The sequence below is a fragment of the Acinetobacter sp. 797_lipA genome (genome assembly GCF_058243025.1).
On the sequence record NZ_JBZAYQ010000001.1, the window covers coordinates 845,125 to 857,960 of the forward strand.

At 42.7% G+C, this 12,836-nt stretch carries 13 protein-coding genes; 6 read left to right on the forward strand and 7 right to left on the reverse strand.

The features are described from left to right. Positions 1-27: 27 nt before the first annotated feature. The 4 genes from AC4CU2_RS04045 to AC4CU2_RS04060 all read left to right on the forward strand — a co-directional run bounded on the left by AC4CU2_RS04045 (position 28) and on the right by AC4CU2_RS04060 (position 4,177). Entirely contained in the window at positions 28-840 is an 813-nt protein-coding gene (locus AC4CU2_RS04045; RefSeq protein ID WP_010327330.1) for an RsiV family protein, read from the forward strand. 100 nt (positions 841-940) lie between these two features. Beyond that, on the forward strand, positions 941-2,212 hold the full coding sequence (serS, locus tag AC4CU2_RS04050; protein WP_004695457.1) for a serine--tRNA ligase: 1,272 nt from the start codon (positions 941-943) through the stop codon (positions 2,210-2,212). Between the two features lie 76 nt (positions 2,213-2,288). Beyond that, positions 2,289-3,665, forward strand: a complete 1,377-nt coding sequence (gene cysG / locus AC4CU2_RS04055) for a siroheme synthase CysG (protein ID WP_490768318.1) — start codon at positions 2,289-2,291, stop codon at positions 3,663-3,665. A 32-nt stretch (positions 3,666-3,697) separates the two neighbouring features. Beyond that, a complete protein-coding gene (locus AC4CU2_RS04060; RefSeq protein ID WP_010327328.1) occupies positions 3,698-4,177 on the forward strand; it encodes a tRNA (cytidine(34)-2'-O)-methyltransferase in 480 nt (159 codons plus the stop codon). A gap of 24 nt (positions 4,178-4,201) precedes the next feature. On the opposite strand, the gene AC4CU2_RS04065 is transcribed toward AC4CU2_RS04060, so the two are convergent. Further along, complete coding sequence (locus AC4CU2_RS04065; RefSeq protein WP_004695464.1) at positions 4,202-4,588, reverse strand: winged helix-turn-helix transcriptional regulator; 387 nt, start codon at positions 4,586-4,588, stop codon at positions 4,202-4,204. Between the two features lie 115 nt (positions 4,589-4,703). On the opposite strand from AC4CU2_RS04065, the gene AC4CU2_RS04070 reads away from it, so the two are divergent. Together AC4CU2_RS04070 and AC4CU2_RS04075 are read left to right on the forward strand one after the other, a co-directional pair. Further along, entirely contained in the window at positions 4,704-5,486 is a 783-nt protein-coding gene (locus AC4CU2_RS04070) for an SDR family NAD(P)-dependent oxidoreductase (RefSeq protein WP_490769205.1), read from the forward strand. Positions 5,487-5,576: 90 nt separating this feature from the next. Next, complete coding sequence (locus tag AC4CU2_RS04075) at positions 5,577-6,131, forward strand: flavodoxin family protein (protein WP_078389127.1); 555 nt, start codon at positions 5,577-5,579, stop codon at positions 6,129-6,131. A 65-nt stretch (positions 6,132-6,196) separates the two neighbouring features. On the opposite strand, the gene AC4CU2_RS04080 is transcribed toward AC4CU2_RS04075, so the two are convergent. The 6 genes from AC4CU2_RS04080 to rpoD form a co-directional block, all read right to left on the reverse strand. Further along, positions 6,197-7,591 (reverse strand): APC family permease, encoded by a 1,395-nt coding sequence (locus AC4CU2_RS04080; protein ID WP_058870112.1) that lies wholly within the window; start codon positions 7,589-7,591, stop codon positions 6,197-6,199. Between the two features lie 265 nt (positions 7,592-7,856). Further along, the gene (locus tag AC4CU2_RS04085; RefSeq protein WP_004982825.1) at positions 7,857-9,041 is read right to left on the reverse strand and encodes an iron-containing alcohol dehydrogenase; all 1,185 of its coding nucleotides are present in this window, start codon (positions 9,039-9,041) and stop codon (positions 7,857-7,859) included. A gap of 1 nt (position 9,042) precedes the next feature. After that, positions 9,043-9,522 (reverse strand): hypothetical protein, encoded by a 480-nt coding sequence (locus tag AC4CU2_RS04090; protein WP_490769206.1) that lies wholly within the window; start codon positions 9,520-9,522, stop codon positions 9,043-9,045. Positions 9,523-9,654: 132 nt separating this feature from the next. Next, complete coding sequence (gene lipB / locus AC4CU2_RS04095; RefSeq protein ID WP_428854105.1) at positions 9,655-10,314, reverse strand: lipoyl(octanoyl) transferase LipB; 660 nt, start codon at positions 10,312-10,314, stop codon at positions 9,655-9,657. 162 nt (positions 10,315-10,476) lie between these two features. After that, positions 10,477-10,764, reverse strand: a complete 288-nt coding sequence (locus AC4CU2_RS04100) for a YbeD family protein (RefSeq protein WP_010327321.1) — start codon at positions 10,762-10,764, stop codon at positions 10,477-10,479. A 122-nt stretch (positions 10,765-10,886) separates the two neighbouring features. Next, entirely contained in the window at positions 10,887-12,773 is a 1,887-nt protein-coding gene (gene rpoD, locus AC4CU2_RS04105; protein WP_062033953.1) for an RNA polymerase sigma factor RpoD, read from the reverse strand. Positions 12,774-12,836 lie beyond the last annotated feature (63 nt).

Sequence of the window (12,836 nt, forward strand, 5' to 3'; positions counted from 1 at the left end):
TATTGAATACTTAACTGCGGGTAAATCATGATATTACTTCATAACAATAAAATTGGATCTGTCTTCGCAATGATGTTGTGTACGGGGTTGCTGAGTGCATGTCAGCCACAAAATGACAGTAACGCTGCAAAAAGTGAAGAGACAACTAAACCAGCTCAAGTCACACAGACTTTGCCACTGATTGAGGCAAAAGTTCGACCATTACAATTGGCGCATTCTATTGCTTGTGATGAGGAAGGATGTACCCAATACCAGCTGTACAGCTTGGAAACCAATGTCCCATGGATCAATCAATATTTTGATGAACGGATGAAAAAAGCCAATCCTGTGGCATTTGAAAGTTTGAAGCAGTCAAAGCCACAGATTGATGAAAACATGCTCAGTGAAACTTTGTCTGATGTCCGTTATGTGGCGCAGCGTGGAAAATATGCTGATTTTGTCTTGATGTATTATCACTACCCAGCGCGTGCCGCACATGGCATGTATCACAACGAGTACATCACCTTAGATTTGGCAACGAAAAAACGGGTTGCGCTGAGTGATATCGTGGTAGACAAGACAGAGTCTCAATTATTAGATGCATTGTATGGTGCCAATAGCATGTGGCTGTCTGATCATAATATTTCACGCGAGCAATTGAAGCTGACCGATAATTATTATATGAGTGCCAAAGGTGTGGTGTTCGTCTATCCCTTATACGAATTAGCATCTTATGCAGAAGGGATGTCTGAATTGGTTTTACCGTATCAACAAGCCAGCGGCTTAATTAAGGCGGAATATTTGCCGAGTTTTGTCGATTATGCAGCTGAACGAGAAAAAGCGAGCAAAGAAAAGCCATGAAAATTGCTGTAATAAGCCACAGCTAGTGATCGCGTGACTGTATTTTTCGGCCTGAAGCGCTTACACTATAGCCAGTTTTTTTCTTTGCAAAAGATTGGCTATGATCGACCCGAAATTACTCAGAAATAATATTGAGGCTGTAAATTTAGCCTTAGCAAAACGTGGTGTACAACTGAATGTTGAAGAATGGGCATCACTAGAAGCTCGCCGTAAAGAGATTCAATCCAAAACTGAATCTCTTCAGGCTGAACGTAATTCGGGTGCAAAACAAGTTGGCCAAATTAAAAAAGCTGGTGGTGATGCATCTGAAATTATGACGCGCATGTCAGCGATTGGTGATGAAATCAAAGCCGCAGAAGTCGCTTTGTCTGAATTACAAGCTGAACTTGAAGCAAAATCACTTAGCATTCCAAACTTGCCAGATGAGTCTGTTCCTGAAGGAAAAGACGAAAGCGATAACGTGGAAATCCTCACATGGGGTACGCCGCGTACGTTTGACTTCGAAATTAAAGATCACACTGACTTAGGTGAGTGGATGGGCGGTCTTGAGTTTGAAACTGCGACCAAATTGACAGGTTCTCGTTTCAGTGTGCTCAAAGGGCCACTTGCTCGTCTACAACGTGCGATTACCCAGTTCATGTTGAATACGCATACTTTGGAAAATGGTTATACCGAAGCTTATGTGCCGTATTTAGTCAATGCTGACTCACTCCGTGGTACAGGCCAATTGCCTAAATTTGAAGAAGATTTATTCAAATTACAAGGTGAAAAAGAGTATTACCTCATTCCAACTGCGGAAGTGCCTGTAACCAACTTCGTGCGTGATGAAATCATTGATGCAGACCGTTTACCACTGAAATATGCAGCACATACGCCATGTTTCCGTAGTGAAGCAGGTTCATATGGTCGTGATACGCGTGGCTTGATTCGTCAGCATCAATTCGACAAAGTTGAAATGGTGCAAATTGTTAAACCTGAAGACTCAATGCAAGCACTTGAAGAGCTTACAGGTCATGCTGAAGGGATCTTGAAAGCACTTGGTTTACCGTACCGTAAGATCATTCTTTGTGGTGGTGATATGGGCTTCGGTGCAACTAAAACTTACGATCTTGAAGTTTGGGTACCAAGTCAAAATACGTACCGCGAAATTTCTTCATGTTCAAACATGGGGGATTTCCAAGCGCGTCGTATGAAAGCACGCTACCGTGCAGACCAAAAGAAAACTGAATTTGTACATACGCTGAATGGTTCAGGTTTGGCTGTGGGCCGTACTTTACTTGCAGTCATGGAAAACTACCAACGTGCTGATGGTTCGATTGAAATCCCAACCGTGCTTCGTCCATATATGGGCGGTGCTGAGTACATTGACTAATAAAGTCGATGTACTGCACAGTTTTGTGCACAATAATTGCTTTAAGACAGTCAGATAAAACTCATTGAGGTCGTGCGTGGATATTTTTCCAATCTCTTTAAAGTTGCAACAGCAACCTTGTCTGATTGTCGGTGGTGGGCATATTGCTTACCGTAAGGCAGTATTGTTACATAAAGCAGGAGCAGTGATTCATGTCATTGCTCCTGATATTGATGCAAATTTATTGCAACTGGTTGAAGAAAGCCAAGGGCAATATATCCAAGCGCTATATCCTGCGCAGATTCAACTCAATGACTATCGTTTAGTGATTGCTGCAACAGATGATTATGCGGTGAATACCCAAGTCTTTGAGGACTGTGAAGCGCTGAAAATACTGGTCAACAGTGTTGATGATCCACCACATTGCCGTTTTATGGTTCCTGCTATTGTCGATCGTTCACCTTTGGTGATTTCAGTGGCCAGCAATGGTACATCCCCCGTGTTATCTCGCCAAATTCGAACCCAGCTTGAAACCAGCATTCCACATGGGATGGGCAAGTTGGCTGAGTTTTCAGGAAAATGGCGTGCAGCGGTGAAAGCGAAGATTTCCAATCCTGACGAGCGCCGTGTATTTTGGGAAGATTTATATGCAAGCCCCCTGAAAGAACAGGTTTTTCATGACAACCTTGCAGAAGCAGATCGTTTAATCGAACAAGCGCTGTTGGAGTGGAAAACCCCGAAAGGTGAGGTGTATTTGGTTGGTGCAGGTCCAGGTGATCCTGAGTTACTGACCCTTAAAGCATTACGTTTGATGCAACAAGCCGATGTGGTGATTTATGATCGTTTGGTTTCTCCTGCGATTATGGAACTCTGCCGTCGCGATGCAACAAAAATTTATGTGGGTAAAGCCCGTTCTAACCATGCTGTACCGCAAGAAGGCATTAATGCCTTACTAGTGGAATATGCCTCAAAAGGTCAACGTGTTTGCCGTTTAAAAGGTGGTGATCCTTTCATCTTTGGTCGCGGTGGTGAAGAAATTCAAGAACTTTTTGCTGCAGGTGTGCCATTTCAAGTGGTGCCAGGGATTACTGCCGCTTCGGGTTGTTCGGCTTATGCAGGCATTCCGTTGACACATCGCGATTATGCGCAAAGCGTGCGTTTCCTTACGGGGCATTTAAAAGAAGGTTCGCCTGAGTTACCGTGGGATGAGTTGGTTTATCAAAATCAAACACTTGTGCTGTACATGGGCTTGGTTGGTTTAGAAAAAATTTGTGAAAAGTTAATTGAGCATGGCCAGCGCCCAGACATGCCAGTTGCTTTGATCTCGAAAGGTACCACGCCAGAACAAAAAGTGGTGGTTGGGACTTTAGCGGATATTGCATCAAAAGTTGAAGAAAATCATATTCAAGCGCCTACATTGACCATCATTGGTGATGTGGTGAGCTTACGTGAACAATTACAATGGCAAGATTAATTATTGCCATATTGAAAGAGTAGAGAAAAGCTGTGATCCATGTTGTTTTATACGAGCCCGAAATTCCTGCAAACACAGGCAATATCATTCGTTTATGTGCCAATACTGGAGCGCAGCTGCATTTGGTTAAGCCACTTGGTTTTGAACTGGATGATAAAAAACTCAAACGTGCAGGTTTGGACTACCACGAGTGGGCGCGCATGCAAATTTGGGAAACATTCGATGAGTGTTTAGCAAATTTAGCTGAAAAAGGTGTCGATATAAATGCGATTTATCCTTTAACCACCAAAGGAACGGAAACCCCGCATACTTCGGATTTGAATCGCCCCGTGGCGTTACTTATGGGACCTGAGACGCGTGGTCTGCCTGAACAGGTTCGTATGTTGTTTCCAAAAGAGCATTGGATTCGTTTGCCCATGGCTGAAAACTCGCGCAGTTTGAACTTATCCAATGCGACAGCCGTGATTGTGTATGAAGCATGGCGTCAGCAGGGTTTTAAGCCTTTAGCCTAATCAAACTGCTATGATAGAGCCCGCTTAAGCGGGCTCTGTTTTTTCTAGCTTTTGATCGAATCCAGCTCTGGATTTTAAAACTTTAAGCATATTGGCTTCGACCCAATCTTTCATTTGATAGGCATTTTGAGCAAAGTCTTTGCCAATCTCGGTTAACGCATATTCCACGCGAATCACATTGTCTTCATGAATGGTTCGCGTCAAAAAACCATCGCGCTCTAAGATCTTTAATTTTTGTGACAGTACTTTAGGTGAAATACCTAAAACATTTTTCTTGAGCTCATTAAAGTGTTGCGACTCTTGATCCAGCGTATACACAATCAATAAAATCCACTTGTCTGCAAATTTTTCAAAAAAAAGACGAGCAGGACAATCTGGATGAAAAATATTAAATTTCATTGGCTTATTCATTTCTAACCATGCTCCTTTTACGTTCTATCTTCATTTGAAACAATCAATCAGACCAGTTACTAAGTGGTAACTAATTGATACTAGGTTTCATAAGTGTATCATGAATACAGACTTAATGCAGCGCTGTCATCAGACTACGCTTTCGCAAGATATTGGCAATTGGATGGATCACATGATGAAAGTTTCAGAGGCTGTTGTTTTTATTACGGGTGCGAATCGTGGCTTAGGACTTGCCATCGCTCGGGAGGCACGTCGTCAGGGCGCTAAAAAGATCTATGTGGGTATGCGCCAGATTGGCAGCTTTCAGGAAGAGGGGCTTATCCCGATTCGACTGGATGTAAATGATGAAGCATCTATTCAGCAGGCAGCAGAACAATGCGCAGATACCACGATTATTGTGAATAACGCGGGCATTGCGCTTTTGAATGAACATCCTGTCGATGCCAGTATTATCACGACTACGCAAAAGATTTTGGAAACCAATTTATTGGGTTTGATGCGGGTGACGCAAATTTTTGCTCCGATCTTGCAAAAGAGCCAACAGGCTTATGTGGTCAACATTCTCTCGGATGTATTCTGGGAGCCAAGCACTGTTTTGACCAGTTATGCCATTTCTAAAGCGGCAGCTTGGTCATATACCAACTCAAGTCGTCAGTGGTTGTCTCAATTTAATATTCAGGTCATGGGGGTGCATGTGGGTTTTATTGACACCGATCTGACTCGTTCATTACCCATTCCGAAGATTGCGCCAGAAACAGTAGCCCAAGAAATCTTTCAAGGCATCGAGCAAAATGCTTATGAAGTTTTGATCGGTGAAAAGACCAAGCAGTTGAAGCAGGGCCTAAGCGCTGAAGTTGCAAGTTATGTGAAGCTCAAGCCCGATCAGGCAAGTGTTTAAGATATTTCATACTATTTATTTTTAATGGTTTACGCAGCGTCATGCTTGACGAAGCAATGCCAATCAAGTGATTCAAAAGAGGAAACTAAAATGTCGAATATTTCAGTGGTTTTTTATTCAGGCTATGGACATACCAAAGTGATTGCACAAACTTTTGCGCAAGAAATTGGTGCAAATTTGGTGGAGATTGACCCAAATGGAGACATTCCAGAGCAAGATTGGCTGACACTGGATCAATCTGATGCAATTGTATTTGGTGCACCAACTTATATGGGCACTGCGCCGTGGCAATTTAAAAAGTTTGCCGATGCATCTTCAAAAAAATGGTTTACTCGCGCATGGCAAGATAAAATTTTCGGTGGCTTTACCAATAGCGCAAGCTTAAATGGTGATAAGCAAGTGACCTTAATTCAACTACAAACACTTGCATCGCAGCATGGCGGTATTTGGGTAAGCTTGGGTTTATTGCCTGCCAATAGTAAAGCGGCAACCCGTCAAGATGTAAATAATTTGGGTGGTTCTGTAGGCTTGTTGGTGCAATCACCAGCGGATGCAAGTACGGATGAAATCCCAGCCGGGGATCTCGAAACCACAAAAGCCTATGCACAGCGTATTGCTAAAATGACTAAACAATTTAAGGGCTAGTTTTTTAGCTCTAGTTTAAAAAAGAAAAAGACACACTTGGCGTCTTTTTCTTTTTGAATGAAAGATTAGAGCGGATCGTCAAATTCATTATGTTGTGGTGCAGGTTGCTTAAAGCCTTTGGTTTTATAACCTAAGTATAAAATACCAAACATTGCCCACCATAAACCGAATTTCAACGCGGTTTCTTCAATCTCTAGCCACATGGCAAAGATACTGAGGAATCCACACATTGGAATTATCACAAAGCTAAAGATATCTTTAATATTCTTTGTGCGGCCATCACGCAGTGCATATCTTGAAATCACCGATAAGTTTACAAAGGTAAATGCAGTTAATGCACCGAAGCTGATCATCGAAATAACGATGTCTAAGTCCATGAAGCCAGCGGTTAATGCTACAGCACCTACAATGAGAATGTTATAAGACGGTGTGAAGCTTTTCGGGCTAATATGACCAAAAATCTTCTTGTTAATCACGCCATCGCGGCCCATCACATACATTAAGCGTGAAACGCCTGCATGTGCCGAAATACCCGATGCCATAACAGTTACAATTGCGAAGTACAGCACCACCGTTTTAAACGCAACACCACCGACGGCTTGTAAAATGTCAGGCTGTGTTGCAGCAACATCTTCAAAGTAAGTCTTTGGATCGTTCGGGAAGTAAATCTGCATGAAGTAGGTGCTGATAATAAAGATCACACCGGCCAAGAGTGCCGTTAAGAAAATCGCTTTAGGTAGAGTTTTCTCGGTATCTTTTGTTTCTTCTGCCAGCGAGCTGAGCGAGTCAAAACCTGTGAATGAGAAGCACAGCAAAGTCGCACCTGTAATCAGGGCACCCAGTGAAGTAAGCTCATTCCAGAATGGCTCTAAACTCCATAACTGATATTTCGCATTGATCAAAGTACCATCTGCGTTGACGCCACCAGCAAGCAAGCTGTAGACCATCCACGTGAAGTAAGCAATCACACCTAACTGGACAAAAACGATCAAACCATTAAAGTTTGCAACGAAGCGTGCACCACGTAAGTTGACCGCGGTCATAAATGCAGTTAAACCAACCACCCAGACCCAATGGTTTACATCAGGGAATAAGGCTTCAAGGTAAATCACGGCAAGAATGATGTTGACCATTGGAGACAATAAATAGTCTAACCATGATGACCAACCGACCATAAATCCGACATTCGGATGGATGGACTTTTGCGCATAGGTATAGGCTGAACCCGAGGAAGGGTAGCGACGAATCATGTGACCATAACTGATCGATGTGAATAAAATTGCAATTAAAGCAATGATATATGACGTTGGCACATGATAATGACTTTCTTCTGATACTAAACCGAAAGTATCAAATAATGTCATTGGTTGAATATAAGCTAAACCAATAATAATGATGTGCCAGAGACCTAGCGTTTTTTGCAGTTTAGCTGCCGATTGAGTCCCAGAAATATTAGTCAACGGCGTTATCCTCTTAATCGTTGATCAAGGATCAGTCATGTTTAATAAGGATCGTTTGAGACGAACGATCCCCCCTGTGTTTAATTTCAAAAGTGCGCCAATCTACATTAATTTGGCCGCTTTTGTCAGTAACTTTTTCAGATTTTTTAGCAGTTTTTATGCCAATAGGTGTAAGGAAAGCATTATTCCTTATGGCAAATAAAAGCCCGATGTTTAAAAAAGCATCAGGCTAAGATTGTCGCTATATTGGCTGATTTTTTATGAATTACCAAGCTTTTTCTAAAATTGCTTTTAAATCTTTTAAGCTGGCTTCTTTCGGATTGTAAATGATTGAACCATCGTTGAGGGCCTTTTCTGCCACCTCATCCAGTTGTTCTAAGGTCACTTTTCCTGTTTCACTGAGCGTGCGTGGTAACTTGGTTAGGGTAAATAAGCGATCACGCATGGTGAGTAATGTGCTGATGGCTTTGTCTGCACGTAAGTGGGCAGGAGTCTGCGCATAAATGTCTGGCCCTGCAAGCGGTAACAGGAGCTCTGCAATCTTGTCACCATTCACTTCCTTGTTAAATTCAAGGACATAAGGGAGGAACAGGTTCATGCATAGTCCGTGCGGCAAGTGTGCAACTGCACCTAAGGCATGTCCAAGTGAGTGTACAAGGCCCACCATCGAGTTTGAAAATGCAATACCAGCCATGGTCGAAGCTTGAGCCAATTCTAAGCGGCCGTTGGCATCGCTTGGATTATCCAGCACATTAAACAAATGATTGCTGACTTTTTTAATTGCAGCTGTAGCATAAGCATCTGAAATCGGATTGTGTGCCATGCATGTATAGGCTTCGACGGCATGGGTCATGGCATCCATTGCGGTCATCGCAGTTAAGTGCGGTGGCAGGGTTTGGGTCATACGTGGATCGAGAATCGCAGCATGCGGCATTAAATAGTACGATGCGAATGGCAGTTTGACATTTTTCTCTGGATCAGACACCACTGCAACCATGGTAACTTCAGACCCTGTACCTGACGTGGTTGGAATCACAAAAAAGGGTTTGAGTGGTTTAGGTAGGTTGTGTGCCCCAGAGTATTTGAGTAAGTCATCACCACCTTCAGATACCAAAATATTAGTGGCTTTCGAGGTATCAATCACCGATCCGCCACCGACAGCAATAATCGCATCGCACTGGTGTTCACGATATAAATTGGCCGCTTTACGTACTGTCTCTAAGCTTGAATCGGGTGGAACATCATCAAAAATTGCACCAATCACCGCATCGGTAGACTCAAATGCTGCTTCAATGGGTGCCAGTAAATTATTGGCACGTACACCTTTGTCGGTAATGATTAAAGGTCGGGTTGCCCCTAATGTTGCCAGTTCAAACGGAATGTGTTCTAAAGCAGCATGACCAGCGATCACTTTTACAGGACAGAAAAATTCGTAATAAGGCTTCGCCATGTTATGCACTCCGTTTTAAATATGATTGGGCTACTTTGAGATAAATATTTGCAGCACCAGTGAGTTTTTCTTTTAAGCCCAATTCAGTTGGGTATTCTTTGACGGCAAGTTCAGCGACCATTTTCGGTAAAATCAACGATTCCATTTTATTCAGACAGCGGACGAGGCGAATCGCATAAGAAATATCGCCATCTGCAATCATACGGTCGTGTGCAAAAGCTTGTGCTGTACTTTCTTGAAATGAAAACACCAAAAAGGCATGGCTTAGATGTTTAAAAGTGATGGTTAAATCTGCCTTTAAACTTCCCGGAGTAAGTAATTTGAGTTGATGGTTTTCGGTCACTTTGGCTAAAAAAGCCGGGCCGTTTGGAAAGACATTCATCGATAAGGTGAAATTGGCTGGAAATTTGGCAACTTCTTGTTGAATTTCACTATCGACTTGGCTGGCCATGACCAATCCTCGGCCAATCACATCCATCATAAGTTTGACATAGGTCAATTGCAGAGCGGGTTTCACTGAATTTACGTTAATCACTCGCTGTTGTCCTTTCTAAAAATAATTATTAGTTTAGAGTAAATACTCTAATTTATTTTTCCATGAAAAGCAAAGCCTTTATATATGCTGTACTTGAACTTCTTTAAAGTAACCGCTGTGCTGTAAAGTTTCAATAATGTCAGCACATAAGTTTTCAAAACGCGGGTAGTCTGATTTGAGGTCTGAGATACGCACCATTTCTAAGCCCGTATAGCCGCATGGATTAATGGTGTGAAACCCAAATAAGTCACAGTCAATATTTAAGGATAAACCGTGATAACTGCGGCCTTTACGAATTTTAAAACCCAATGAGCCAATCTTGCGTCCATCGACATACACTCCGGGTGCATCAGGTTTGGCATAGGCTTCAATCTCATATTTTTTGAGTAACTCAATCATTAGGTTTTCAGCATAAGACACCAAGGTACGGACGTTCCAACCAAGTCGGTTGAGGTCAAACATAAAATAGGCAACCAACTGCCCGGGACCATGCCAAGTGACTTGCCCCCCGCGATCCGTTTGTACCACAGGAATGTTACTGCTCATGAGGATGTGTTCAGGTTTTCCAGCTTGACCTTGGGTGAGCACGTCATGATGTTGCAAAATCCAAAGTTCATCTGGTGTGTCTGCATCTCGTTGTTCAGTCAGTGCTTTCATTTCTACAAAGCGGTCAGCATATGAAGTTAAGCTATCAAACTGGCGAATAATGAGTTGTGGTTTGAGAACGGCATCTGACACGGCACTTGCGTCCTTATAAAACAAAAAGTATGTCTGAAATTATAAAGAAAAGATCTAGAGCGTAGGGGGATTTCTTTAGTGAATAAGCTGAATTCAATAGATCAAAAATTTAGGCACAAAAAAACACGCTCGTAAGCGTGTCTCATTGATACATCATTTGAATTACAGCGCCGTTTTAATTAACGGACAAGCCGCAAGGTCTGCATACAGTTGATGAACTTGTTCTAATTCTTCAAAACGCAATTGGGCAGTTAAAGAATGGTATTTACCTGTGCGTGATGGTTGGACTTGGATCGATTCACCATCAAACTCTGGAAAATGTTTGACTAAAATTTCAACCACTGCAACATGTAACTCAGTGCTGGCAAAGCCAATGAGTTTAATTGGGTAGTCCATAGGAAATACCCAAAGATGTTCTTGTAATTCACGTGATGGTGTACGGTCTAACATAGTCATGAGCGTCAGTCCCCCTTATTTCAAACGCCTGCGAAACTGCAGGCGTTAGGTGTTGCTCTTAAATACTTAATGGAGACTCGTGATTAAATTTCAAGTCTCCAACGTATCGGTATCAATTAGTCGTTTTCTAGGAATGAACGTAAGTGTTCAGAACGAGAAGGGTGACGTAATTTACGCAGTGCTTTCGCTTCAATCTGACGAATACGTTCACGTGTCACGTCAAACTGTTTACCCACTTCTTCCAAAGTATGATCCGTTGGCATGTCGATACCAAAACGCATTTTCAATACTTTCGCTTCACGTTCAGTCAAGTTTTCAAGCACTTCACGCGTTGCTTCTTTTAAGCCTTCAGACGTTGCAGCATCGACAGGTGAAGTGATGTTGCTGTCTTCAATGAAGTCACCCAAATGCGAATCTTCATCATCGCCAATCGGTGTTTCCATCGAAATAGGTTCTTTGGCGATTTTCAGCACTTTACGCACTTTAACTTCGTCCATTTCCAAACGCTCACCGAGTTCTTCTGGTGTTGGTTCACGGCCCATTTCTTGCAGAAGTTGGCGTGATACACGGTTGATCTTGTTAATGGTTTCGATCATGTGTACTGGAATACGAATAGTACGCGCTTGGTCGGCAATCGAACGAGTAATGGCCTGACGAATCCACCACGTTGCATAAGTTGAGAACTTATAACCACGACGGTATTCAAACTTGTCTACCGCTTTCATCAAACCAATGTTACCTTCTTGGATCAAGTCCAAGAATTGTAAGCCACGGTTGGTGTATTTTTTCGCAATCGAGATGACCAAACGTAAGTTCGCTTCAACCATTTCTTTTTTCGCGCGGCGTGCTTTCGCCTCGCCTACAGCCATACGTTTTGAAATCTCTTTGATGCCTTTAACATCAAGGCCCAAATCTTTTTCAATGTCTGCAATTTTTTGTTGGAACGCTAAAACGTCAGGGCGTACTTTTTCAAGATAGCCTTTTTGGTCTGGCGAAGCTTTCGCAATTTGTTCATCTAACCAAGCAAAGTTTGACTCTTGACCTGGGAAAGAGGTACGGAATTGAGTACGATCCATACGACCACGACGTACTGCATAGCGCATTACTTCACGTTCAGAGGTACGGATTTGTTCATGTGTACCACGAATCATTTCTGAAATGATGTCAAATAAACGTGGTGTAAATTTGAACATCATAAACACAGTTGCAAGTGACTCTAAAGCGTCTTCTGCTTCTTTGCTTGAACGACCATGTTTTTCGATGATGGTTCGGGTGTTTTTCCAAGCCGCAGTCAGTTCGTCAAAACGCGCTTTGGCAATTTCAGGATCTGGGCCAGATTCACCTTCAGAATCATCATCACTTTCAGACTCTTCTTCTTCCTCGTCGTCATCCAATTTCACATCTTTGGTAGACTTGGTTGAAGAATCATCTTCTTCATCAATTTCAGACTCTTCTTCAAGAACTTCTGGAATAGCTTCATCAGTTTCAGGGTCTAAATAACCTGAAAGGATGTCTGCAAGACGACGTTCGCCCGCTTCATAATCTTTGTATTCTTGTAATACCACTTCAACCGCATTTGGCCAGTAAGCAATCGAGTGAAGAACGTCACGAATCCCTTCTTCAATACGTTTTGCAATACTGATTTCGCCTTCGCGCGTTAACAGTTCAACAGTACCCATTTCACGCATATACATGCGGACAGGGTCAGTGGTACGACCAGGCTCATTTTCTACAGAGGCAAGAACAGCAGCGGCTTCTTCTTCAGCAACTTCATCGGCAGCTTCATTACCACCTTCAAACATTGCATCATCAGATTCAGGTGCACGTTCGTGCACAGGAATACCGACGTCTTGAAGCATTTGAATAATGTCTTCAATCTGTTCGCTTTCAGTGATCGAGTCTGGGAGATGATCGTTAACCTCAGCGTAAGTTAGGTAACCTTGCTCTTTGCCTCGGCTAATCAGAGCCGCTACTTGTGAAGTAGGGGAAGTCATATCGCTCATCTTTGCTTACTCTTCGTTGAATCTGTGGCAGTGGAAAACTGTGCATCTGGGCACAATTCGCTT

Bases quoted from the DNA above. Each gene is read 5' to 3' on its own strand.
- AC4CU2_RS04045 (WP_010327330.1), top strand. From the start codon at position 28: ATGATATTACTTCATAACAATAAAATTGGATCTGTCTTCGCAATGATG.
- serS (WP_004695457.1), top strand. From the start codon at position 941: ATGATCGACCCGAAATTACTCAGAAATAATATTGAGGCTGTAAATTTA.
- AC4CU2_RS04065 (WP_004695464.1), bottom strand. From the start codon at position 4,588: ATGAATAAGCCAATGAAATTTAATATTTTTCATCCAGATTGTCCTGCT.
- AC4CU2_RS04070 (WP_490769205.1), top strand. From the start codon at position 4,704: ATGCAGCGCTGTCATCAGACTACGCTTTCGCAAGATATTGGCAATTGG.
- AC4CU2_RS04075 (WP_078389127.1), top strand. From the start codon at position 5,577: ATGTCGAATATTTCAGTGGTTTTTTATTCAGGCTATGGACATACCAAA.
- AC4CU2_RS04085 (WP_004982825.1), bottom strand. From the start codon at position 9,041: ATGGCGAAGCCTTATTACGAATTTTTCTGTCCTGTAAAAGTGATCGCT.
- AC4CU2_RS04090 (WP_490769206.1), bottom strand. From the start codon at position 9,522: ATGATGGATGTGATTGGCCGAGGATTGGTCATGGCCAGCCAAGTCGAT.
- AC4CU2_RS04100 (WP_010327321.1), bottom strand. From the start codon at position 10,764: ATGTTAGACCGTACACCATCACGTGAATTACAAGAACATCTTTGGGTA.
- rpoD (WP_062033953.1), bottom strand. From the start codon at position 12,773: ATGAGCGATATGACTTCCCCTACTTCACAAGTAGCGGCTCTGATTAGC.